Source organism: Acidovorax sp. (assembly GCF_046291265.1).
Lineage (GTDB): Bacteria > Pseudomonadota > Gammaproteobacteria > Burkholderiales > Burkholderiaceae_C > Acidovorax.
Genome location: NZ_JBKBTV010000009.1, coordinates 76,837 through 99,000, shown reverse-complemented (window position 1 = coordinate 99,000; position 22,164 = coordinate 76,837). Strand labels below are relative to the sequence as shown.

The following is a 22,164-nucleotide window of genomic DNA, read 5'->3' as shown; positions in this document are numbered from 1 at the left end:
AACCCACAGGCATCAAGCAATTCTGGACATGGCAGCGGCAACCCCTGGGAGAAGAATGGTAGGCAGGCGCCGCTTTTCACCCTAATATGGCCCCCAAAGGGGCTCCAGGAAACGCATCTGTAATCTTGGCGGTGCCGCGCAAGTGCCTTGCCGGGAGCCGATGCAAGGCGCGACATGCAGCGAATAGCCTGGCTATCAGCGTGCATGTACCAACAACGCAGGGAGGTGGCGATGATGGATACCAAAGGGTGCTGGATAGGAGTGCTCGCGCTATCGCTTTCGACGGCCCATGCCCAGGGCACCCAGGTGGCCGCACTCGCCGAGCTCTCGTTGGAGGAGCTGGGGAACATCGAAATCACATCAGCGGCCAGACGCCCGGAGCTGCTCGGAGATGCCTCCGCATCCATTTTCGTGATTACCTCGGACAGCATTCGCCGCTCAGGGGCGAACACTCTTGCAGAGGCTTTGCGCCTGGCCCCCAACCTCCAGGTCGCCCGCCTGGATGCCAGCCAATATGCGATCAGCGCGCGCGGCTTCAACAATGCCATTGGCAACAAGCTCTTGGTCTTGATCGATGGCCGTACCGTCTACACCCCCTTCTTCTCGGGCGTGTTCTGGGACCAGCAGGATGTGATGCTGGAAGACGTTGACCGCATCGAGGTGATCAGCGGAGCCGGCGGGACGCTGTGGGGTTCGAATGCCGTCAATGGAGTGATCAACGTGATCACCAAGCCATCGGCCAGCACCCAGGGGGGCCTGGTGGTCCTTGGCGCGGGCAACCAGGGCGCGGACGCCTCCTTTCGCTATGGCGGCAGCCTGCAAGGCGGGGGCAGTTTTCGCGTTTACGCGAAATCCGAAGAAAACAACAACACCAAGACCGCCGCCCAGGTGGCAGGTAAGGATGGGCGCAGGCGGACCCAGGTCGGCTTCAGGGCCGACTGGCTCGACAGCCACGGGGGCGTAACGCTGCAAGGGGACGCGTACAGCGGAAGGACGGACAGCCGTGGGCCGTTCGGGACGGTGGACCTGGGCAGGGTGGAGGCGTCGGGGGGCAATCTCCTGGGGAGGCTGACGCGGAAGCTCGACGGGGGGCAGGACCTGCGCCTGCAGGCCTACTACGATTTCACCGACCGAAAAGACGCCTTCCTGTACCAACCCCGCCAGCGGGTTCTGGATGTGGAGTTCCAACATGGCATCCCCCTGGAGGGCCACCAGTTGCTCTGGGGAGGCGGCTACCGGCAGGCCAGCGATAACATCCGCCCGGGGCTAATTTTTGGATTTACGCCCAACGAAACATCGATGCACTGGACCAATCTCTTTGTTCAGGACGAAATCAGGCTCACGGACCGGCTCAACCTGACCCTGGGAGCCAAGCTGGAAAGCAATGGCTTTACCGGCACCGAGTTCTTGCCGGGGGCGCGCTTCGAGTGGAAGCCGTCTCCACAGCAGCTCTGGTGGGGGGCGGCCTCGCGCGCCGTGCGCGCCCCCGCCCGGTTGGACCGAGACATACGCCTGCCGCCTAGGCCGCCCTTTTTCATCGCCGGCGGATCGCAGTTCCAATCGGAAGTTGCCGAAGTCCTGGAGCTGGGATACCGGGCCCAGCCGTCAAGCACCCTCTCCTACTCGGTCACGGCGTTCCAGCACAACTGGGACAAGCTGCGCAGCGGACAGACGCCGCCGAACGCCCAGGTCCAGAACATGATCGAAGGCACCACCCGGGGAATCGAGGCCTGGGGCGAGTGGCAGGCGGCGCGGAACCTGAAATTGGGTGCCGGCCTTTCGCTGCTTCGCAAGCATCTGACGGTCAAGCCGGGCAGCACGGACCCGGAGGGGCCCCGCGCGCTGGGCAACGACCCCACCCACCAGTGGATGCTGCGCGCCGGACTCAACCTGCCCCATCGGCAGGAACTGGACGTGATCGTGCGCCGGGTGGGCGCCCTGCCCGATCCTGCCGTTCCCGCATACACCGCCGTCGATCTCCACTATGGATGGAAAGTGCTGCCGGGTGTCGAGCTGTCTGTTGCGGCGCAGAATATTTTTGATCGTGCCCACCCTGAATTCAATGCTGCCAGCGGCCGACAGGAGATTCCCCGCAGCATCGGACTGCGGATACGGTGGTCGATGTGAGCGTACTGGCGCCGCTGCGGAGGCCTCTGTACTGGGTTGCGCTGGTGGCACTCCTAAGCGTCTGCGGCGCAGGCCTCTGCCGAGCCCAATCCGACCAGCCCAATGATGAGTCGCAAGTCAAAGCTGCGTACCTGTACAGGCTGGCAGGTTATGTCGAGTGGCCCGATGGAGCGCTGGGCGACATGGATGCGCCCTTCACGATCGGGGTGCTGGGCGCCGATCCGATCGCCGAGGAATTGGCTCAAATCGTCAGCGGTCGAAAAATTCATGCCCGTGCGATTGCGGTGCGCCGGCTCAAAGCGGATGACGGGCTCGACGGCATCGCCATCTTGTTTGTGGGCAAGGCAGAAACGGCCCGTCTCAAACCCCTGCTGGGATCACTGCAGTCCCATTCGGTGCTGGCAGTAACTGAGGATGAAGGGGGTTTGGCGCTTGGAAGCATCATAAATTTCCTTCTGGTGGACCGGCGTGTGCGGTTTGAAGTCTCGTTGGAGCCCGCTGAGAAGCGAGGGTTACGTTTGAGCTCCCGGATGCTCGCTGTTGCACAGAAAGTGCATTCGGGAGAGCGCTAGATGCTCAAAACAGTAGCCCGCTCGCTTCGCTACAAGTTTGCCCTAGCGGTGCTCGCGGCGACCTTCGTCTCCTTGGCCGTGGCGGGCATGGGGCTGGCGTTCTACGAACTGCAGAGCTACAAGCAGAACGTGGTGAGCGATCTACTGACGCAGGCAGAGATTCTGGGGCGCGCAACCGGGCCTGCACTCGCCTTCGACGATCACAAGTCCGCCAAGGAAAACCTGTCATTGCTCGAGTCGCGGCCCCAGATTCGTGCAGCCGCCATCTACAACGCGCGTGGAAATTTGGTGGCCCAGTACAGCGGGAATGGCATGACTCCCGAGCCTGAAATCCCAAAGCTACCAGAAGTAGACGGGGTGCTGCTTCGAGACGATGCATTCACTGTTTTCAAGCGCATTCTTGAAAACAATGAGATTGTCGGCACCGTCTACATGAGCGTGGACTACGAGCTGACCAAGCGGTTGAAGAGTTATGCAGGCATTCTTGCCAGCGTGTTCGGTCTAAGCCTTTTAGTAGCAGCGGGGATGTCGGCCTGGCTGCAAGCCGCCCTCACGAAGCCAATACTCGCCGTTACCAACGTAGCGCGCCAAGTAATGGAAGAAAAAAACTTCTCATTGCGGGTGCAGAAGACGACCCAAGATGAAGTGGGCTACCTGGTGGATGCCTTCAACGACATGCTCAGCGAAGTGGGACGGCGCGCCGAAGCCCTTGAGGCCGTCAATCAAGCGCTTGAACAGGAGGCCCAGGAGCGGCAACGTGCGGACCAGGATGTGCGTCTGTTGAACGCTGAACTGGAGCACCGTGTTTCTCAACGCACAGTCCAACTGGAAACTGCCAACCAGGAGCTTGAGAGCTTCAGCTACTCGGTGTCCCATGACCTTCGCGCCCCCCTGCGCTGGATTGTGGGGTTCTCTGAGGCACTCATCGAGGACCACGGCGCTAGCCTCGATGAGGAAGCTCGTCGAAAAATCCAGATCATCCAAAACGAAGGTCGCAGGATGGGGGTACTGATAGATGACCTCCTGGCTTTCTCGCGTCTGGGACGCAAGGCTTTGACCGTGGCCCAGGTCGAGATGAACGCCCTGGTCGGCGCGACCTGGAGCGGATTGAAAGAGCGCGAAGACTTCAGCAAAGTGCAGTTGCACATAGGGGCCATGCCGATCATCAGAGGCGACAGGGTCTTGCTGGGGCAGGTGTGGACCAACCTGCTATCGAATGCGCTCAAATTCAGCGCGCAACGCGACGACCCACGCATTGAAATCGGCGCCGTTTCCGATGAGCAAGACCACATATTCTTTGTCCGTGACAATGGTGCCGGGTTCAACCCAAAGTACAAGGCGAAGTTGTTTGGTGTTTTTCAACGCCTGCATGACGCCACCGAGTTTCCCGGGACCGGAGTAGGTCTAGCACTGGTGCAGCGGATTGTCAGCCGACACGGCGGTCGCGTCTGGGCAGATGGCAGTGTGGGGGAAGGCGCCACGTTCTACTTTGCCTTACCAAAGGAGGCCCCCGATGGAGCTGTTTGAAGATCTGGATATTCTCTTGGTAGAGGACAGCCCTAATGATGCGGAGCTGGCGATGCGCGCACTTAGAAAACGCGGACTTGGGAGCAAGATGCTATGGGTCAGGGACGGCGAGCAAGCCCTCGACTATCTGTTTCGCCAGGGTCAGTACGCAAACCACGAAAACTCCGCTCCCCGCTTGGTGCTTCTAGACCTGAAGATGCCGCGCGTAGATGGCATTGAAGTACTGCGCGCGATCAAGGTAGATGCACGCACGCGTCGCATTCCGGTCGTCATCATGACTTCTTCGCAGGAAGAAAGGGATGTCACCCTGACCTATGACCTGGGAGTAAACAGCTATGTGGTCAAGCCGCTGGACTTTGAATTCATGGCGGATGTCGTCGGCCAGACTGGCGCCTACTGGTTGAACGTCAACAGAACGGTGTAGTTGCAAAGGCTACTAATTTCTTGCGTGCGCTCCCCCAAACTTTTATGACTGGATGACGGGAACTGTTGCTGATCAAATGTTGCCGGTAGTCTGGCTCCCGGGGAAACCAAGCAGTGAACTATGGAAGGCCAAGGAACAAGTGATGTTCACTAGGTGAGTTGGTGTCGAGGTCCAAGCTCGAAAGGCTGTCGGCACTTGTTGTATGCGTACAGCCAGCGAAAACGACCGGCACTACACGAATCAAGCCACAGCGGCAAGAGCCTGACCTGCCCAAACAGCCTCGCCATTTCTAGGTAAACGCTCAGCGGAGTTGCCCCACATACAAGAGTTTGGACAAGCCCTGCGCCCGATCTCAATTGAACTGAGCCCAGATGAAACACGATATTTGGCAGATTCTTAAGATTCGCCCACCCACAGGCACCAATGTCTTGCCCGTACTGACAACTCAGGCGCAGTGTATGGGGATCCCTGGCATCTCATACGTGTTTGTCATTTGCTCTCACGCACTTGTCTTGATGACTGGTGTTCTGGCAATTGCAGGCCTCAGGGAGTTGGCCCCCCCTGGCGTGTGGCGCCGGTCTGACCTTGCATTTCGGGTAAGTGCATTGGCAGCGCTAGTCTGCGATGTTGCCGAAGCCGCAGAGCGCACACTGGGTCAAGCGCTATCCAATCTGGCAATTCCATCCAACGGTTCTTTCCCCTCCTCCGAAGTGAAAGGAATGGAGGATATCCGGCTCATTGGAGAGGTGTATGCCAGCTTGTTGAAGAGCGTTGCCTCTGAGACGAGACGGACAGCAACTCAACATGATTTGTCGGAATCGGTTCAAAGTGGTCCGCTAGAGACAATGAGGATTCCAGCCTCTGAAGCAAAGGAGATCGACGACTCGATCTGCACACTCACCGAGCAAGTCATAGCGCTTGGGGTGCGAATTGAGATGTTAGAGCACGGGTGTCGTAGTAAGGGGGGAGAATTGCGTTGAGACGCCCATCACCATCTTGAAGCGCCCCGGGTTTGAACTGACCCTCAGAAGTAATACACCGGGCCTTCTCCTGGCGGCACTGGCACCATCAGCGTCGTTGTCACTGGTGGGGGTCCCGCTTGCACGTTGGTTGGGCCCGAAACCTCTGCCATCGCGCCACCAGCAGGGGCCCCTGCACAGCTCGTCTTTCCTTACGGAGTGTTCCAATTCCGGGCTAGCGGATGCGTACTGGGCAGCACCTTGCCGGTTGCCATAACCTACCCAAACCCGCTTCCCATCAACGTGCAATTCTGGAAATACGGACCGGCAGTTCCTGCCGCAGCATCTACATGGTCTGCGCATCCTGGCGCCACCCTGAGTCCGGATCGCAGGGCGGTGACGTATTCAATCACCGACAACGGCATAGGAGACAGTGGCAGCACCAACGGTGTCGTGTTGGACCCGCTGGGAGCTGCCTTGGCTCCTCCTGGAGCAGGCGTGACCAGTGTGCCAGGGCTGTCCCCCCGCAGGCGTGGCCCTTGCGACGCTGTTGATTGCTATCGTGATGGGGTGGAGCGGTAGGACCAGGAGATCCAGAAGCTGACACTAGCCCCTCGTTCCATAGCAAGGCTCCCACTGGTGCGTCTTCCTGTACAAAACTAGGGTGCGTTCCTCTCGGGACGACATCAGTTCGAAGGAGGCCGCCTGCTGTCGATCGCACAGTCTTCCAAATGGCTCTGGCGTAAGGGCGGCTCCAGTATTGCAGTCTCTAGGTCTGCGCATACCGATGACTGCTGTGAAGGGCGGATTCAACCGGTCGATGCAACACACTAACCACCGCCTAAGAGCAAGGAGTGTTGCAGATGAAACAGCGACCAAGAATCTACTATTCAGATACCCAGAAGGCGCTGATGTGGGAGCGCTGGAAGCAAGGCTGGACGCTCCACGAGATCGGCAAGCTCTTCGATCGCGCCCACTCATCAATCCACCGAATACTCGCTGAAACAGGCGGATTTCGACCCGCACAGCGATCACGTGCAGCAATTGCATTGACGTTGGCCGAACGCGAGGAGATCTCGCGCGCGATGGTGTCAGGTGAATCGATTCGCTCCATCGCAACTCGGCTCGGGCGAGCACCATCGACCATCAGCCGAGAGATCAAGCGCAATGGCGGCTGTGAGGGCTACCGTGCGAACCGGGCCGATGAAGCAGCCTGGGGTCGAGCGCGGCGCCCAAAGCGCTGCAAGCTCAGGCAGAACCGTGCATTGGCCAGAATCGTGGCCCACAAGCTGCGAATGCTGTGGTCGCCGGAGCAAATTGCAGGTTGGCTCAAGCAAACTTATCCTTGCGACGAGAGCCACCACGTGTCACACGAGACCATCTACCGCAGTCTGTTCATTCAAGCGCGCGGCGCCTTGAAGAAGGAGCTGTTGGAGCACCTCAGGCGCACTCGCGGGATGCGCCGATCACGGCACTACACACAGAAGACGGCAATTCACGGAAAGATCGTTGACGCTGTTTCGATCAGCGAGCGCCCCGCTTGCGTCGAAGACCGTGCAGTGCCTGGTCACTGGGAAGGCGACTTGGTCTTTGGCAGTGGCAACAGCCAAATTGCGACACTGGTTGAACGGCAGACGCGATACGTGGTGCTGGTGAAGCTGGATGGCAAAGACTCGCAGTCGGTCGTCAAGGCACTCATCAAGAACGCCAGCAAACTACCGCAGGAGCTGTACAAGTCACTGACCTGGGACAGGGGCACGGAGATGCATGCTCACAAGCAATTCACGATGGCTACTGACATCCAGGTTTACTTCTGCGACCCGCGAAGCCCATGGCAACGGGGAAGCGACGAGAACACGAACGGCTTACTCAGGCAGTACATGCCCAAGGGCATGAATCTCTCGGGTCTCTCACAGCTTCAGCTCAACGCCATTGCGAGACAATTGAATGAGAGGCCGCGCAAGACGCTGGGCTTCCACACACCCGCTGAAATGTTCAGCGAATGTGTTGCATCGACCGGTTGAATCCGCCAGCGATTGCAGTCCTTCAAGCTTGCCCGCCGAGAGGCCGCTGGTAGCCTCATAGCAGTCTTGGGATGCAAAAATCTGCTGATCCCTCTCGAGGATCTGTAGATCCATGAGTGATCGAAAAATGGTCAAAAAGTCTTCCAAAATGGCAGTGTTTATATACCGAAACGGTTATCTCGTTGCCCTTGAAATTCCGGACGATTCCTTTTCTGACCTTATTACTACGGTGCACGATCTCCACAGAAAGAGCAACGCGTCATTTCTGAGAAGCTGGTGGAGCGGTCGGCATCACCAGATCGAGTGAGGCCCCTGGATCTTCCTCGCCAAGGACTGATTCCGTGGGTGGAGGAACAGGCCGCGGGAAATCCGTGTGTGGGTGACGGCTCGGATCCTCCTGTGCGTCCCTCAGCAAAGGAGAGGAAAGTTGGTCTCGGGGTTCAGTGGCCATGGTGGCTCCCAATGAAAAGAATCGATTGGGCTTCGGGTCTTCGTGCTCGGCCGTAGGAGAGGAGCCCAAAAAATGGCCCGCATTACGTGATCAAAACCAACAGCGTCGGTTGGCGAGAGGCTGGAATGTCGAGTTGTCCTACGCACGAAAAAAGCTGTTCCCGTAGGCTTCAGCGAGGAGATCACAATGTCAGATAACAAAACCCAATTCGCACAAGATCAAAAACTCATCGCTTTGGTAGAAGACTATGAGGTGAGATATTGGACCAATAGTCTTAACTGCACAGTCGAGGAGTTGCGTTCGGCTGTATCGGTCGTTGGTAATTCCGCAGAAGCTGTGCGCCGCCATCTCGCCGTCCCGAAAAAATAGGCGGCTATAGATCGCTGTGGGTCACGCAGCCGTGCATCAGCAAGTCAGTCCCACCAAGTGTGCATGGCCCTGAGAGCGCTTGCGCACCATGTCTACGGACAGACTCCGGACAGCGCCCTGTAGCGCACCGCGTTGACTGTGGCGCTGGGCAAGAACTGGTCAAAGAATTCCACGCTGCCTGACTCGGGGCAAAGCCAAGCGCATGGGTGCCGTTCCTGGTGCGCGCACGTCTCTCCTGCTAGGGCTCAAAAAAAGACGTCTCTTGGCACTTCTATTGCTGAAGCACGCGTGATCGTCCTACGTGCGCCTTCACGCTCCACTTTAGGCTGGGTATCACCCTCAACGCCCTGAAAGACCCTGATGCCCAAAGACCGTACGACCGATGCGAAAGAACAGTCTACTGACGCCAAAGAATCTGCAGCAGCCGCCGCCGCTAGAAATACCGACAGTGGGCCATCTAGTGTAGAGCCCGTTTCTGGGGACCCTCTTTCCATCAAAGCTGGACAAACGGACGATCTAGCTGCAGCCCGTCCCTACAACCCAAACAAGACGGGCGAGCATGGCTTCAACAACGGTGTCAGCCCGACCCTGGGTGCCACGGCCGAGCCTGCATCAAGGTTACCCGCGTCGAGCACGGTCTCGGAACTGAATGGGACGGCGAAGACGGGCAGCATTGCTTCGGAAGGCGTTAACTCAACGATTGCACCCCTTGATCGCGTGCGTGTTGATTCGTCAGGCCAGGTGCTCACGACGAATCAGGGCGTGCCTATTGCCGACAACCAGAACTCGCTCAAGTATGGGGAGCGAGGCCCTGTCTTGCTGGAGGATTTCATCCTGCGCGAAAAGATCACCCATTTCGATCACGAACGCATACCGGAGCGCATCGTCCATGCCCGCGGATCGGGCGCCCATGGGTTCTTCGAGTGCTACGAACCGTTGACCGATCTGACCCGGGCCGCTCCCTTCAAAGAGGCCGGAAAGATCACCCCCGTATTCGTGCGCTTTTCGACCGTGCAGGGCGAGCGCGGTTCCAAAGACACGGCGCGCGACGTGCGGGGTTTTGCGGTGAAGTTCTACACCGACGAAGGCAACTGGGACCTGGTGGGCAACAACATGCCGGTGTTCTTCATCCAAGACGCCATGAAGTTTCCGGACCTAGTGCATGCGGTCAAGCCGGAGCCGAACCACCAGATGCCGCAGGCCGCCAGCGCACACGACACTTTCTGGGATTTCGTGTCCCTGATGCCAGAGTCGACCCACATGCTGATGTGGGTGATGTCAGACCGGGCCATTCCCCGAAGCTACGCCACCATGCAGGGTTTTGGCGTGCACAGTTTCCGTTTCGTCAACGCCGCTGGCGAGTCAGTTTTTGTGAAGTTCCATTGGACGCCGAAGGCGGGAACCCACTCCCTGGTGTGGGACGAAGCAGTCAAGATTTCGGGTGCAGACCCCGACTACCACCGCCGCGACCTGTGGGAGCGCATCGAGGCAGGCGCCTATCCCGAGTACGAACTGGGCGTGCAGGTGTTTTCGGAGCAGGAAGCAGAGCAATTCAGCTTTGACATTCTGGATGCCACCAAGATCATTCCTGAAGAGCTTGTCCCGGTGCGTCCCATTGGACGCATGGTGCTCAATCGCAACCCGGACAATTTTTTTGCGGAGACCGAGCAGGTGGCGTTCTGCACTGCCCATGTCGTGCCGGGCATCGATTTCTCCAACGATCCCCTGTTGGCAGGACGCATCCATTCGTATGTGGATACCCAGATATCCCGGTTGGGTGGCCCCAACTTCCACGAGATCCCCATCAACTCGCCGATCGTTCAGGTGCACAACAACCAGCGCGACGGCATGCACCGGCAGGCCATCCATCGCGGCAAGGTGGCTTATGAGCCCAATTCCCTGGCAGGCGGTTGCCCTTTCCAGGCGGGCGCGGCGCAGGGTTTTGTATCGGTGCCCGCCCGCATCGAAGCCAAGGAAGCCCAAGGCAAGGTGCGCGCCAAACCTGAAAAATTTGCCGATCACTACACGCAAGCCACGCTCTTCTTCAAAAGCCAGTCTCCCGTGGAGCAGGCCCACATCGCCGCCGCTTTTCGCTTTGAACTGAGCAAGGTGACGGTGCCAGCCATCCGCGAGCGCATGGTGGCTTCTTTGCGCAACGCCGCTGAAGAACTGGCGGCCCAGGTTGCGGCAGGCCTGGGGATGGAGGCGCTGCCCGAGGCCATGCCCCGCGCGTTGGCCAAACCGCCCAAGCCTGAGGTGGCGCTCTCGCCTTCGTTGTCACTGCTGGCGCGCCCGGGCGAGGGCGGAATTGCAGGCCGCAAGGTGGCTATTCTGGTGGCCGATGGGGTGGTGGGTCAGAGCGCTGTGGCACTCCATGGCGTATTGTTCGCCGCCGGAGCCGTTCCACGGTATGTCGCGCCCCGCATCGGCCCTGTAAAAACTAGCGATCAGGTCGCCATCAACGCAGATGCATCGCTGGAGAATGAGCCGGGCTTTCTCTTCGACGCCCTGGCTTTGCCGGACGGAGAACAGGGCGTGAACATGCTGGCGGTGGACGGCCACACGATGGAATTCATCAAGGACCACCATCGCCACTGCAAAACGATCCTGGTCATGCCTGCCTCAAGTGCCCTGATGCTCAAAGCGCAGATTCCGTCGACGCTGCCTTCAGGCGAACCCGATCCTGGCATTGTTTTTGGGGCTTCGGAAGCAGATTTTCAGTGCTTCCTGGAAGGTATCGCTCGGCATCGCCACCCCGAAAGAGAGACAGACCCTCCGATGGTGTGATGGCGGCGGGAAGCCGGAAAGTTCTTGGGAGGCGCTTGAGACGCAGGCTATCTCAAGCGATTGCCGTCTCCCGTTGCTGCGTGTAAGGGCTCAGGTAGCGCGCGGCAATGTCTACCGTGGAATGCATCCCCATTTGCGTACTGTGGTCCGATAGCCATGTTTCGCAGGCCCGTCGGCCATCCTGCCGAAGCATCTCGAACAGCACGCGCCCGACGGTGCGCTTGATCGAAGGCTCGGTGCCAAGCAGCCCGGCGGGCTGGTCGGGCAGGCTCAGCACATGCATGCGAATGTCGGCGCCGCCCACATTGCGGTTGATCAGCTCCAGCGCCCTCAGCTCTGAGACCAAGCCATTGACCGAAGCGGTCTCGTTGATGCGATTGAGGATGTTTTTGGCGGACATCGGGAGTTCCGCATACCGCTGCCAGCGAATTCCATCCCATCAGGGTTGTTGCACCGATGAGCCCTGCGAGCAGGGATTCGTCGCCCGCTGTCAGCGCGTTGGAGACGGATTCACTAAGCAGCATGACCACCAGCAGATCAAAGGGGGTGAACTGGCCCACTGTGCGCCTGCCTGACAGTCGGATGAGAAGCAGCAGCAGTGCATAGACCACCGTGGCTCTCAGCACCAACTCCCACCAAGGGACGGTCAATTGCCACATCCCTTATCTCCAGATCCGGTGGACTTCAGCGATCAGGCTGCAGCCAGGAGTTCGTCGAGAAGTTCTTGCTTGCGCGCCTCAACCTCAGCCCGCATCGCGACCAGGTCGAGCTTTTTGACTGCCCGTGCCTTGGGAAACATCTCGTTGCGCTCTTCCTTCACGTGATGGTCGATGTATTCCCCAAGGACCGTCACCTTCGCATCAAAACTTTCATCGGCGGTGTCCGCAGATTCAATTTGTGCAATCAGGTCCTTGGCGGTTTGGTGTTCGACTTCCGCTTCGGCGATCAGGTCGGTTTCTTTGATGGCTTCACGCAAGGCGGGGTAGAAGATTTCTTCCTCCACCTGCGCATGGACGGTCAATTCGGTGCATATCTTGCGGGCGAGATCCATGCGAAGCTGGGCAGCATTTCGGGCTTTGGACTTACTCAGCGACTCGAAATCACTGAACATTTTCTTGACCGCCTTGTGGTCGGCGTCAAGCAGGTCGCACACGTCTTTCTGGCGTTGGCTGGAAGGCATGGAGGTACTCCTAGAGATTGATGGGAGATCCCATCTTCAAAAAACCCCTTCCATGCTTCTGTAGGCAAAAGCCAATGACAGCTGTGAGCCGCGAAAAACGAGTCGGCGGTGCGTTGAGCGGCTCGCCATGCCAGGGTCTGCGGGCATCAGTGCTTCGCGTACTGTTCCCGCCTTGAATGTTCATGGCCTTGCCATCCACGCGGCACCCTATCGAAACGCCCGCAGCCTTCGGATCTCGGCCTCTCCCTCAAAGCAGTAGTGTGCGAGACCGCACAGACGCAGACGCAGCCAGGTTTTAAAAACACAGGTCTGATCTGCGTGAGCCGCGAGTTCACACACAACGGACCCATCGGATGCATTGAACCTTTGATCGGAGTAACGCAATGACAGTGACTCAACCCGATGTCTGGAACGGCGAGACCGCGAGAGGCTGGTACCAATCAACCTGCCCCTATGTTCCAGCGAAGCCTTTCACACCACGGTCCAACGCTCAGAGCGGTCTATCCAGGCCGTCGCTCGTAGCTTGGAGCCTATGCGGCACCGCTGCAACCGTTCTACCCATGCAACTTCAACCCATCACTTGCGGTCCTGACTCAACCAAGACTGGCATCGATTTGGAGGATTGGGATTTGATGTTCCGGGCGGTACTCGAAACCCTCTCACGATCAACCGTCGATAAGAGCGCGCGCGGTGGCCTGGCCTTCCGGATGCAAACCCCTGAGCATGTGGTGGAGGAATGCCTTGTTGCGCTTGACCGCCTGCGCACCTGCGTGCCAATCGCACTGACTCTGCGGACTGAGTGAGTCGACCGAACCTGCTGGAAATGGAGATGACCAAAGGTGGGCTGTGGACCTTAGCGCCTGTTCTGGCAAGTCGCACCCTGCGGTCCCGGTGTCCACAAAAGTTATTTTCCGACAAGATTTAATCGATGAACTACGCAAGAACCGACCCTCGTCGCCGAGGTCTCCATCAAGAATTTTCTCCCTTGAACCTCGCATACGACTGGAGTATTCCCAACTCCATCAAGGCAAAGAGTATTCGGAGCATCGCACTCAGTGGGTTGCAAGATCTGATTTTGTATGATCTTGTGATTACCAAACCAGTGGGCGTTGTCGAACTTGCAGGAAGCCGGGCGGGGACCGTCAGCACGGTACTGCTGGCGGTTTTTTCGCACGACATACGATCCAATGCGCCGTCGTTTCGTTTGGATAGCGATTATGCGATTGGAACATTGGGCTTTCCTGCTTCCATGTTCGCAGCGGTGCTCCAAATGGTTTCTTTGAATAATGTCTACTTTCGAATCTGCAGTGACGCTGCGCGCAATGCCGTCTCCACTGAGGCATCTTTGCAATGGTTTGCTGACAGGACTTAAAATGATGGAATGCACGAGGCGTGCAACTGAGCAGTCCGTACTCAACAACCTGCGGGTCCTATTAAAGGACCCGCAGTTGCTCAACCGGGATCAGCGGTCGTTCTTGTGGCTCTGGCGACCAGCTTCCGCATGCTGTTCGCTGGTTCCACCGCGCGTACCACTGGAGGAGCCTTCAACATTTTGGCTGTCGCTTTCACTGCCCTTGCCCTGGGCACCACTTTGACCGCCCCTGTTGCTGCCGCCCTGGTTCTGGCTATTGTCACCTTGGCCTCCGCCTTGCCTGCCCTGATTACTACTCTGGCCACCCGAGTTCGACTGGCCGTCATGACTCTTGGAGCCGGCTTCCCGGGCTTCTTCTGAGTTGAATTCATGCGCGTTGCCACTTGCGTGGGCAGCACGTCCGCCTTCGCTGGCGATTTCACGCTGACGTTCGCTGTCCATGCCTGCAAATCCGCGTTCGGATTCTCCGCCGGACTTTTCTTCGTTGCCCTTTTGATTTTGATTATCTTTGCTAGACATAGATGACTCCTTGGGGTTGATTAATGGGTCGGAGCAAACATTGCGACGACCACTCAAACCTTGCAGCGGGCGAAAAATTGTTTTTGTAGGATGCTGCCGACTCCCGGTGATTTTTAACGTTTCAAATGCAATCAGATAATTCTGGTTTATTGATCGGTAACGGATGTTTTAAATGTCGTTCGCTGCAACTTGCGTGGAATGGATGAGTGCAAGGGCTCCGCCACCTGCGTGTCATTGCGCTGGAACACGCTAGTTCCAGGCGCGTTGCGCGCGCTGGATCCGTGCCTCGGGTGGCAACGTCAAGGCGTCAGGACCACCTTGCGGCAATCGTCTTCGCGTTTTTCAAACATTTCGTACCCGCGTGCGGCGTCTTCCAGTTTCATGCGGTGGGAGATGATCACTTCGGGTTTCATCGCGCCGTTGGCAATGTGTTCCAGAAGTTCGGGCATGTGCTTTTGAACATGGGTCTGCCCCATCTTGAAAGTCAGCCCCTTGTCGAAGGCATCGCCGAACAAGAACCCGTGAATGAAACCGGCGTAGACGCCCGGAACGCTCACAACGCCGCCGCGCCGGGTCGCCGCGATGCACTGGCGCAGCGCCTTGCCACTGGAACCTTCGAGCTTCATGGCGGTGAGCGCGGTTTCGAGTGCGCTGCCCTTCGCCTCGAACCCGACGGCTTCGATGGTGGCGTCTACCCCGTGCCCGTTGGTAGCGTTGAGAATGATTTCTGCCGGGTCGTCATCCTTGTCGAAGTTGATGGGGATCACGCCATAAGTCGCGCGGGCGAACTCCAGACGGTAGGCGTTGTGGTCAATCATGAACACCTGCTCTGCGCCCAGGAAGCGCGCAGACAGAGCGCTCATCAACCCCACTGGGCCTGCCCCGAAGATCGCCACGGTCGAGCCGGGGACGATCTGGGCGTTGACCGCCGCCTGGTAGCCGGTGGGCAGAATGTCCGAGAGAAAGAGAACCTGCTCATCGCTGAGCACATCGGGAATCTTGAGTGGCCCCACGTTGGCTTGCGGCACGCGCACGTACTCAGCCTGCCCACCGGCATAGCCGCCATAAAGATGGCTGTAGCCAAACATTCCTGCACCCGAAGTGGCCGTCTTTTTGTTGACGATGGCGCCACGGCCCGGGTTGGTGGTCTCGCAGGCGGCAAACAGCGTCTTATTGCAGTAAAAGCAGGATCCGCAGGCAATCACGAAGGGGATCACAACCCGATCACCCCGGCGCAGGTCGGTCACGCCCGAACCCACTTCTTCCACGACGCCCATGAATTCATGGCCCAGGACATCGCCCCCTTGCATGCCCGGTATCTTGCCGCGGTAGATATGCAGGTCAGAGCCACAAATGGCGGTCGCCGTAACGCGAAGCAGGAGGTCGTCATTGGCAGTCAGGACGGGGTCGGGCACGGTCTCGACGCGCACGTCCTTGGCGCCTTGGTAGGTGAGGGCTCGCATAGTGATCCTTGAAGAGAGGGATAAGAATTGGCCAGGGCTTGTTCCCCAGGGAACTTGCGCCACTCAGGGCACAGGTGTTGAGGGCGCTCGGCGTCACTCAGGCGGGATGGCGGATGCGCTTTCGCGGCCCGCCGTCCCGAAAACTGCCCTGACCTCAACTGGATTTGCTGCCCGTCGTCTTTTTCTCTCCGCCGGTGCTCTTGCGGTCGCTCGTGCCGCTCTTGGACTTGTCGGTGGCTTTAGGGCTGGTTTTTTCGGATGGCTTGTCGCTGCTTTTAGACGAGCCCGATGTCTTGTTGGTGGTCATGGTGGTTCCTGGTTGAAGCGCGCGGGAAGCGAGCCAAAGCTCACCTTAGGAATTGCACGCTTCGTCCAAAGTCGTCTTCTGGGAGTTGTCTATGTAGGACGTAGGCCTTGTACCGAATGCCTGTGGCGGGGCGCAGCCGACCGCGTTTTTACGATTTGCATGCGGTAACGCGGCTGCGCGTGACATTGCAAAAAAGCCAGAGGGGCTGTGATGGACTGGATGGCTTTCTGCAATCACCGCAGGGCCGCATTACTCACCTCAGCTCGATGCACGAGCTACGCGGCACAGCGTAAAGAAGCCACGTGACCGTTGGGCTAGGAACTACACGGAACGGGGGCGAGGCCATTCCCCGCGCTCGCTGCTCGGGCCGCTGCGCAAGCCCTAGCGCTCGGTGTAAAGGCTCCACTGCAGCGCTGCATGAGGTCTAGCAGGCTGTGACCTTCAGCATTCCATGCTCAAGGAGGCAATGCAGCCGTCTACAACACGTTCCATTTCTTCATAATCAAGCGGCTTGCGCAAGACGTCGACGAAGCCAATTCGATGATATTCGAGGGGTTCGGCACTTCCAGCAAGTGCCAAAACATAATGCGAAAGAGATTGTCCCGGTATGGCGCTAGTAGGCGCAGCGCTGGCAGCAATTCGCCAGTGGTAACGCCCACGATGTCCTGATCAATCATCACAACTGTTGCTGGATGAACCATCATTTGAGCTATTGCTTGCTTGGGCGTCTGTGCGAATCGCACATCGTGCCCGTCCATTGCCAAGAACTCTTTTAGAAGGGTTCCGGTCTCAATGCAAGGGTCAATAATGAGTATGTTTCCAGTCACGGTTGACCCCTTGAAAGTACGGAGCGAGAGTTATTGTTACGTTGCAGACATGGCGAAACACGAAATAGGGTTATTAAAAAGTTACGGACCGTATCAAGTTAGTGCACTTAGGACTGCACTAACAGCAGGGGCAGCCTTCGCCCCGTGTGAACAAAGGGTGAGTAGAAGTCCTCCACGAGGGAACTGCTTCTATGCTGCTTTTCCTACAGGCGTGCAAAAAGCCCGAGCGCATGATGGCTGGTAACACTCAAGATTTTTGGAGGTCGCCATGCTGCAGCGCATTCCCAACACGACTCAAGCCGTGTACTTTATTGGTGCCGGCCTGACCCTGGTTGCGTACGGTGCCTGTGCGGCCGTAGGCTTGGTGGAGCAAGATGACGCGGGTTACCCTGTCAACGTGCCGCCACCGACCGGTGATGGCCCGGACAACGACCTCGTCCAATCCCTGGGCAACCGGCTTGAGGTCTTCGCATCCCGAGGGGGCTAAGCACGCCGTGGACGAACAATGCTCCCTCGCGCTCTTTGAATTGGGCGGCTACCTTCAATCTATACAGTACGAGTTCACCACGGTCACCCCGTTGACGCACCAGCGGGTGTTGTGTAACCGAGGTGATCTACCTGCCCATGATTTGCGCGACGCTTTCGGCTGGAACCTGCCGTTCGATGGCGCGCTGCTGGCGCCGCCGCTGGTGAAGAAACTGTGCTCAGCGCAGTTCATTGCCCAGCTGGAGGATGGCCTTTACAAGAGCACGGTGCGCTTCAGCAGCCTGGCCTCTGACCTGTATGTCCACTCGGGCTTTCCCACTGCGGAGGAAGACGCGGTCTTCTTCGGCCCCGATACCTACCGGTTTGCGGCCCTGATCGATTCGGAACTGACCGTGCGCCCGCTGGGGGCGATGAGCCGTGTGCTGGACATGGGTTGCGGAGGAGGGGCGGGCGGTATCGTGGCGGCGAGGGCTGCCGAGGACAGTGTCCAGGAGCTGGTGCTTGCGGACATCAATCCCAGGGCCTTGGCGCTGGCGCGGGCCAATGCCCGCCTCACACAAATGAAGTCCTGCACCTTTGTCCAGTCCGACCTGTTCCAGTGCGTCGCGGGCGACTTCGACCTCATCGTTTCGAACCCGCCCTACCTGGTGGATACTGACAAGCGCATCTACCGGCACGGCGGCGGTGACTTTGGCGATGGGCTCTCGCAACGAATCTTGGAACAGTCCATCGCACGCCTTCGCCCTGGTGGCCGCCTCATCCTCTACACGGGCTGCGCCGTGGTGCGGGGGGTGGACCCCTTTTCCGAATGGGCCGCTGACGTTGGGGCACGCATGGGATGCTCGTTCACGCGACGGGAAATCGATCCCGATGTCTTTGGCGAAGAGCTTGATCGGCCCGAATATGCTCAGGTATATCGGATCGCCGCCGTCGGACTCTTGGTGCAACGGCCGGTGGCATGAGGATTCTGGGCATTGGTGAGAGTAATGACTTGGCTGCGATGTACGGCGGCATGCAGGCCCGCGGCCATGAGGTCCGGGTGTTCGTGAGCGACACGGCCAGTCATGGGGTGTTTTCCGGCATGCTCACTCGCACAGACGATTGGCAACAGGAACTCGGGTGGGTCCGGCAGGCCGGGCCCGCTGGCCTCATACTCTTCGAGACGGCCAACCATGGGGCGTTGCAGGACGCCCTCCGTGCGGACGGTTTTCAGGTCATCGGCGGAAGCGCATTGGGCGACCGCCTGGAGGCAGAGCGCGAGTATGGCCAGTCCGTGCTGAGGCAAGCCGGCCTGCGCACCGCTCCAAGCCATTCATTCACCTCTTACCGCCAGGCGTCGGAGTTTCTTGCCTCCAGGCGGCAGCGCTTCGTCCTCAAGTTCAACGGGGCGGGCAGCCCGCGCACCAGGAATTACATCGCCCAGAAGGACGATAGCAGCGACCTAACCGCGCTGCTGGATTTCTACGCCGCGCACGAAGCGCCCGAGTCGCCCCCCGACTTCGTGCTCATGGAGTACATCGAGGGCATCGAGATCGGCGTGGGCGGGTACTTCAATGGCGTCGAGTTCCTGGAAACGGCGTGCATCGACTTCGAGCACAAGCGCTTTTTTCCGGGTGAATTGGGCGAACTGACGGGCGAAATGGGCACGGTTGTTAGCTACGACGGTAGCGGCAAGCTGCGCGACCAAGTCCTCAACCCCCTGGCGGCCGTGCTGCGCGATAGCGGCTACTGTGGCTACATCAACGTAAACCTGATGGCCAACGTGCAGGGGCTGTGGCCCCTGGAGTTCACCAGCCGCTTTGGCTACCCAGGCTACGCCATCTGCGAACGCCTGCACCGCGAACCATGGGAAGACATCTTTCTGAAAATGCATCGCCAATCAGGCTTGCGCTTCGACACGGCACCGGGTTTTGCGGTAGGCATCGTGCTGACCGTTCCCCCGTTCCCCTACACGCACGGATACGAAGAACTTTCCAAGGGCATACCCGTGATACTGGACGAAGGCCTGTCACCGGCTGAGCGTGCGGCCATCGCCTTTGCGGAGGTAGAGATGCACCAAGACTCTCTCATCACAAGCGGCACCTGCGGCTACCTGGGTGTCGCCACCGGCTGTGCGCCTACCGTGAAGGCGGCGCGCGCCAACGCGCTGGAAATAGCGCGCAAGGTCTACGTGCCGAACCTGCGCTACCGCAACGACATCGGTGCGCGGGTGGGTGAAGAAAGCCTTGGCCAACTACGGCGCTGGGGCTACCTATAGGCGCGTGGACGGGCATTTCCAGCGGACGGTGCCATGGCCACGTGCCCTAGGAGGCAACCCACGCCTGCTGGAGCATTATCCCAATGCAGGGTGATACTTATCCATAACACGCCGTGTACCTCACTCCGCAGAAACGCGCCTGTTCCGAACCCGCAGTTCCCCGCAACTCAGCCACAGCGCCCCGCACCAGTGCGCCCCCGGCAATCTCCATGCCCTTCTTTATGATCACCTGGACAACCATCTCCCGCCGGCGCAGGAGCGTAAAGAGTCAATAGACCGCACCCCTTGCGCTGTCGCGCAGTTCAGGTCTTGAGCGCAGCAGTCGTTCAACGACCGCGGGTTGAGCGTCAGCAACCAGCCTGAACCGGATATTTGCCTGCTAGCAGCGGAAATCTGCAATCTCTGCATTGGAGTCTTCCACGACCGGACGCATTGCACTGGTTGGGCGGTTGGTCATTCGGTCAAGGCGCCAGAACTAGAACCTCGTGCGTAGCAGTGGCAGCGTTGCCACCTACGCCCAAACCGCCGCCGAACACGTGAATGCGATTTCCGATGGCGGCGGCGCCCAGGCCGTGTCGGGGCGTGGGCAATGGCGACACAGAGCTCCATCGGTCGCTTTGCGGGTCGTAGACCCAGCTCTCAGCAAACACTTTCTGCTCAGGGACCCATTGCTCCCCTCCAAAGACATACAACTTGCCATCCTGAGCAGCAGCAGCTAGACCGCCCTGAGCCTGCGGCATTGGCGCGCGGACCTCCCATTTGAGCGTTGCGGGGTCAAAGACCTCTAGACTCGCGACGTTTAATTGGCGCAAGCTGCCGTCAGGTTGCTTGAGGGCCTGGCGCCCGCCGACGATATAGATCTTTCCGTTGATCACAGCACCGCCCGCGCTGTTCCGCGCGCTGGGGGCGTCCGGCAGCCGTGACCACTTGCCAGAGGAGGGATCGAACATTTCGGCAAGCTTCGTGTCGACATGGTCGTTGAAATGGTTCGCGTCGCTATTGGCACGCACTCTGCCGCCAAATACATAGATCTTGCCGTTCACCGCAGCGGTGACTCCTTCCGCTCGGGGTTGGGTCATCGCAACTCCGCTGCGCCAGAGATCGGCATTCGCGTCGTACACAAACACCTCAGATTGCGCCTGCCAGTTTGGAAAACCGCCACTGAAACCGCCAATGCCGTAGAGCAGACCATCTGCGGCGGTCAAAGCGATGTGGTGCCGGGCTTGAGGCAGCGTGGCCAAGCGTGTCCACCGGTCCGCCGCAGGATCGTAGGCCTCGAAGTGCGCTGAATAGCCAGTATTCGGACTGAGCAAACCTCCCGCCACATAAATGCGACCGTTAAGTACCTCTGGGTACAGCTCCTGCCGGGCCACACCAGCGGGAGCTGCCTTGCTCCAAACGCCTGCGGATTGCGCTCGCACGAGAACAGGTGTCGTGACCAACGCCACTGCTGCCAGAGAAACCGCGAATTGACGCAGTTGGTGAAAGGTGATGTTCATGGGTCTCTCCTTCATGTTCGATGAGTTAAGTCGATGCTATGAGGGATGTGCCAAAGCGACTAGCTACATAATCAAGGAAGAGCTATTAACCCAGAGTGAACAATGCCAATGCGATCCCTGTTGCCTGAGCTTGAACTGTTCGCGGCCATCGCCCGGCACGGCAACTTTGGGCGCGCAGCGGCGGAGCGGAAAGTCTCAACGTCGATGGCGAGTCAAGGAATGCGCAAGCTAGAGGACCAGCTCGGTGTGGTGCTCCTACGGCGCACCACGCGCAGCGTCGCACCAACCGCCGCCGGTGCTGAGTTGCTCGCCAGCCTGGAGCCTGGTCTAAGACAGATTCAGGACGCGGTCGAGCGAGTCAACCTCCACCGCGGCACGCCGATCGGTTCCCTGCGCATCAATGCGCCCGCACCCATTGCGCAGTTTCTTCTGGCGCCGCTAGCCGCACGTTTTACACGCGACCATCCAGACGTCGCGATCGAAATCGTGGCCGAGGCTGCCTTGCAGGACATCGTGCTCGAAGGCTTTGACGCGGGCGTGCGCTTCGGAAATGACGTGCCCCAAGATATGGTGGCTGTACGCATCGGGAATGCTCAGCGCTACGCGATCGTTGCATCACCGGACTATCTAGACAGGCGGGAACCTCCGCTCACGCCTCGCGACCTCGTCAGGCACGAATGCATTCGACGGAGCTTTCCGGGAGGTTCCCTGCAGACGTGGGCCTTTCAGCGGCGCACGGCAAAGGTCGAGTTGCCCCCGGGGCGTATCGTCGTCAACGATGCGCAGATTGCGGTGAATGCCGCGTTAGCGGGCGGAGGCTTGGCATACGTGCACGAGAAGTATGTAGAGCGGGAAATCGCCGAAGGCTGTCTTGTGCGGTTGCTCGAGACCTGGTCGCCGGGCATCGGCGCCCCGTACCTTTACTACCCGCGGCAGCGGTATCTTTCAGCGGCGTTGCGCACATTCATCGATCTCGCTCGGGAGAAGGGGCGGGCAGAGAATTGACATGCGTTT

Annotated in this window: 21 protein-coding genes and 1 pseudogene; 14 read left to right on the top strand and 8 right to left on the bottom strand. The window is 59.0% G+C overall.

Features of this window, described 5'->3' with window-relative positions:
* The first annotated feature begins 204 nt into the window (after positions 1-204).
* The 8 genes from ACK41V_RS05710 to ACK41V_RS05675 all read left to right on the top strand — a co-directional run bounded on the left by ACK41V_RS05710 (position 205) and on the right by ACK41V_RS05675 (position 11,240).
* On the top strand, positions 205-2,127 hold the full coding sequence (locus tag ACK41V_RS05710; RefSeq protein WP_409779059.1) for a TonB-dependent receptor plug domain-containing protein: 1,923 nt from the start codon (positions 205-207) through the stop codon (positions 2,125-2,127).
* Positions 2,115-2,699: a YfiR family protein gene (locus tag ACK41V_RS05705; RefSeq protein WP_409779056.1), complete on the top strand. Its 585-nt coding sequence runs from the start codon at positions 2,115-2,117 to the stop codon at positions 2,697-2,699. Before ACK41V_RS05710 ends, ACK41V_RS05705 begins: the two co-directional genes overlap by 13 nt.
* Positions 2,700-4,226, top strand: a complete 1,527-nt coding sequence (locus tag ACK41V_RS05700; RefSeq protein ID WP_409779053.1) for a sensor histidine kinase — start codon at positions 2,700-2,702, stop codon at positions 4,224-4,226.
* Positions 4,213-4,650 carry a response regulator gene (locus ACK41V_RS05695; RefSeq protein WP_409779050.1) on the top strand — a complete coding sequence of 146 codons (438 nt, stop codon included), beginning with the start codon at positions 4,213-4,215 and terminating at the stop codon, positions 4,648-4,650. Before ACK41V_RS05700 ends, ACK41V_RS05695 begins: the two co-directional genes overlap by 14 nt.
* A 1,178-nt stretch (positions 4,651-5,828) precedes the next feature.
* Positions 5,829-6,191 (top strand): choice-of-anchor U domain-containing protein, encoded by a 363-nt coding sequence (locus tag ACK41V_RS05690; protein ID WP_409779047.1) that lies wholly within the window; start codon positions 5,829-5,831, stop codon positions 6,189-6,191.
* 281 nt (positions 6,192-6,472) lie between these two features.
* Complete coding sequence (locus ACK41V_RS05685; protein WP_409779044.1) at positions 6,473-7,633, top strand: IS30 family transposase; 1,161 nt, start codon at positions 6,473-6,475, stop codon at positions 7,631-7,633.
* Between the two features lie 637 nt (positions 7,634-8,270).
* Positions 8,271-8,453, top strand: coding sequence for a DUF3606 domain-containing protein (locus ACK41V_RS05680; protein ID WP_409779041.1), 183 nt, complete (start codon positions 8,271-8,273; stop codon positions 8,451-8,453).
* A 360-nt stretch (positions 8,454-8,813) separates the two neighbouring features.
* On the top strand, positions 8,814-11,240 hold the full coding sequence (locus ACK41V_RS05675) for a catalase (protein WP_409779039.1): 2,427 nt from the start codon (positions 8,814-8,816) through the stop codon (positions 11,238-11,240).
* A gap of 52 nt (positions 11,241-11,292) precedes the next feature.
* Here ACK41V_RS05675 and ACK41V_RS05670 read toward each other — a convergent pair whose 3' ends face one another.
* The 3 genes and pseudogenes from ACK41V_RS05670 to ACK41V_RS05660 form a co-directional block, all read right to left on the bottom strand.
* Positions 11,293-11,640, bottom strand: coding sequence for a hypothetical protein (locus tag ACK41V_RS05670; RefSeq protein ID WP_409779091.1), 348 nt, complete (start codon positions 11,638-11,640; stop codon positions 11,293-11,295).
* Between the two features lie 13 nt (positions 11,641-11,653).
* A pseudogene (locus tag ACK41V_RS05665) lies at positions 11,654-11,899 on the bottom strand (hypothetical protein); the annotation flags it as partial.
* Between the two features lie 32 nt (positions 11,900-11,931).
* Positions 11,932-12,420 (bottom strand): hemerythrin domain-containing protein, encoded by a 489-nt coding sequence (locus ACK41V_RS05660; protein WP_409779036.1) that lies wholly within the window; start codon positions 12,418-12,420, stop codon positions 11,932-11,934.
* A gap of 560 nt (positions 12,421-12,980) precedes the next feature.
* Between ACK41V_RS05660 and ACK41V_RS05655 the strand changes: the two genes are divergently transcribed.
* Both ACK41V_RS05655 and ACK41V_RS05650 read left to right on the top strand, forming a co-directional pair.
* A complete protein-coding gene (locus ACK41V_RS05655) occupies positions 12,981-13,223 on the top strand; it encodes a hypothetical protein (RefSeq protein ID WP_409779033.1) in 243 nt (80 codons plus the stop codon).
* Positions 13,224-13,405: 182 nt separating this feature from the next.
* Entirely contained in the window at positions 13,406-13,792 is a 387-nt protein-coding gene (locus ACK41V_RS05650; protein WP_409779031.1) for a hypothetical protein, read from the top strand.
* A 90-nt stretch (positions 13,793-13,882) separates the two neighbouring features.
* On the opposite strand, the gene ACK41V_RS05645 is transcribed toward ACK41V_RS05650, so the two are convergent.
* The 4 genes from ACK41V_RS05645 to ACK41V_RS05630 all read right to left on the bottom strand — a co-directional run bounded on the left by ACK41V_RS05645 (position 13,883) and on the right by ACK41V_RS05630 (position 16,908).
* Positions 13,883-14,311 carry a KGG domain-containing protein gene (locus ACK41V_RS05645; RefSeq protein WP_409779028.1) on the bottom strand — a complete coding sequence of 143 codons (429 nt, stop codon included), beginning with the start codon at positions 14,309-14,311 and terminating at the stop codon, positions 13,883-13,885.
* A 299-nt stretch (positions 14,312-14,610) separates the two neighbouring features.
* A complete protein-coding gene (locus tag ACK41V_RS05640; protein WP_409779025.1) occupies positions 14,611-15,774 on the bottom strand; it encodes a zinc-dependent alcohol dehydrogenase in 1,164 nt (387 codons plus the stop codon).
* 154 nt (positions 15,775-15,928) lie between these two features.
* Positions 15,929-16,081 (bottom strand): hypothetical protein, encoded by a 153-nt coding sequence (locus tag ACK41V_RS05635; RefSeq protein WP_409779022.1) that lies wholly within the window; start codon positions 16,079-16,081, stop codon positions 15,929-15,931.
* A gap of 476 nt (positions 16,082-16,557) precedes the next feature.
* Positions 16,558-16,908, bottom strand: a complete 351-nt coding sequence (locus ACK41V_RS05630; protein ID WP_409779019.1) for a hypothetical protein — start codon at positions 16,906-16,908, stop codon at positions 16,558-16,560.
* 268 nt (positions 16,909-17,176) lie between these two features.
* Here ACK41V_RS05630 and ACK41V_RS05625 point away from each other — a divergent pair, with 268 nt between their 5' ends.
* The 3 genes from ACK41V_RS05625 to ACK41V_RS05615 are packed head-to-tail and all read left to right on the top strand — an operon-like array spanning position 17,177 to position 19,651.
* The gene (locus tag ACK41V_RS05625; protein WP_409779016.1) at positions 17,177-17,395 is read left to right on the top strand and encodes a hypothetical protein; all 219 of its coding nucleotides are present in this window, start codon (positions 17,177-17,179) and stop codon (positions 17,393-17,395) included.
* 7 nt (positions 17,396-17,402) lie between these two features.
* Entirely contained in the window at positions 17,403-18,356 is a 954-nt protein-coding gene (locus tag ACK41V_RS05620) for a methyltransferase (protein WP_409779014.1), read from the top strand.
* A gap of 38 nt (positions 18,357-18,394) precedes the next feature.
* A complete protein-coding gene (locus tag ACK41V_RS05615) occupies positions 18,395-19,651 on the top strand; it encodes a phosphoribosylamine--glycine ligase (protein WP_409779088.1) in 1,257 nt (418 codons plus the stop codon).
* Positions 19,652-20,112: 461 nt separating this feature from the next.
* Here the strand turns inward: ACK41V_RS05615 and ACK41V_RS05610 are convergent, their stop codons facing one another.
* Positions 20,113-21,150, bottom strand: a complete 1,038-nt coding sequence (locus ACK41V_RS05610) for a Kelch repeat-containing protein (RefSeq protein ID WP_409779011.1) — start codon at positions 21,148-21,150, stop codon at positions 20,113-20,115.
* A gap of 108 nt (positions 21,151-21,258) precedes the next feature.
* Here ACK41V_RS05610 and ACK41V_RS05605 point away from each other — a divergent pair, with 108 nt between their 5' ends.
* Complete coding sequence (locus ACK41V_RS05605; RefSeq protein ID WP_409779008.1) at positions 21,259-22,155, top strand: LysR family transcriptional regulator; 897 nt, start codon at positions 21,259-21,261, stop codon at positions 22,153-22,155.
* Positions 22,156-22,164 lie beyond the last annotated feature (9 nt).

Coding starts and splice junctions, on each gene's coding strand:
- ACK41V_RS05605 (WP_409779008.1), top strand. CDS start 21,259: ATGCGATCCCTGTTGCCTGAGCTTGAACTGTTCGCGGCCATCGCCCGG.
- ACK41V_RS05635 (WP_409779022.1), bottom strand. CDS start 16,081: ATGACCACCAACAAGACATCGGGCTCGTCTAAAAGCAGCGACAAGCCA.
- ACK41V_RS05655 (WP_409779033.1), top strand. CDS start 12,981: ATGCAACTTCAACCCATCACTTGCGGTCCTGACTCAACCAAGACTGGC.
- ACK41V_RS05685 (WP_409779044.1), top strand. CDS start 6,473: ATGAAACAGCGACCAAGAATCTACTATTCAGATACCCAGAAGGCGCTG.
- ACK41V_RS05645 (WP_409779028.1), bottom strand. CDS start 14,311: ATGTCTAGCAAAGATAATCAAAATCAAAAGGGCAACGAAGAAAAGTCC.
- ACK41V_RS05670 (WP_409779091.1), bottom strand. CDS start 11,640: ATGTCCGCCAAAAACATCCTCAATCGCATCAACGAGACCGCTTCGGTC.
- ACK41V_RS05675 (WP_409779039.1), top strand. CDS start 8,814: ATGCCCAAAGACCGTACGACCGATGCGAAAGAACAGTCTACTGACGCC.
- ACK41V_RS05640 (WP_409779025.1), bottom strand. CDS start 15,774: ATGCGAGCCCTCACCTACCAAGGCGCCAAGGACGTGCGCGTCGAGACC.
- ACK41V_RS05615 (WP_409779088.1), top strand. CDS start 18,395: ATGTACGGCGGCATGCAGGCCCGCGGCCATGAGGTCCGGGTGTTCGTG.
- ACK41V_RS05660 (WP_409779036.1), bottom strand. CDS start 12,420: ATGCCTTCCAGCCAACGCCAGAAAGACGTGTGCGACCTGCTTGACGCC.
- ACK41V_RS05710 (WP_409779059.1), top strand. CDS start 205: ATGTACCAACAACGCAGGGAGGTGGCGATGATGGATACCAAAGGGTGC.
- ACK41V_RS05680 (WP_409779041.1), top strand. CDS start 8,271: ATGTCAGATAACAAAACCCAATTCGCACAAGATCAAAAACTCATCGCT.
- ACK41V_RS05610 (WP_409779011.1), bottom strand. CDS start 21,150: ATGAACATCACCTTTCACCAACTGCGTCAATTCGCGGTTTCTCTGGCA.
- ACK41V_RS05625 (WP_409779016.1), top strand. CDS start 17,177: ATGCTGCAGCGCATTCCCAACACGACTCAAGCCGTGTACTTTATTGGT.
- ACK41V_RS05700 (WP_409779053.1), top strand. CDS start 2,700: ATGCTCAAAACAGTAGCCCGCTCGCTTCGCTACAAGTTTGCCCTAGCG.
- ACK41V_RS05695 (WP_409779050.1), top strand. CDS start 4,213: ATGGAGCTGTTTGAAGATCTGGATATTCTCTTGGTAGAGGACAGCCCT.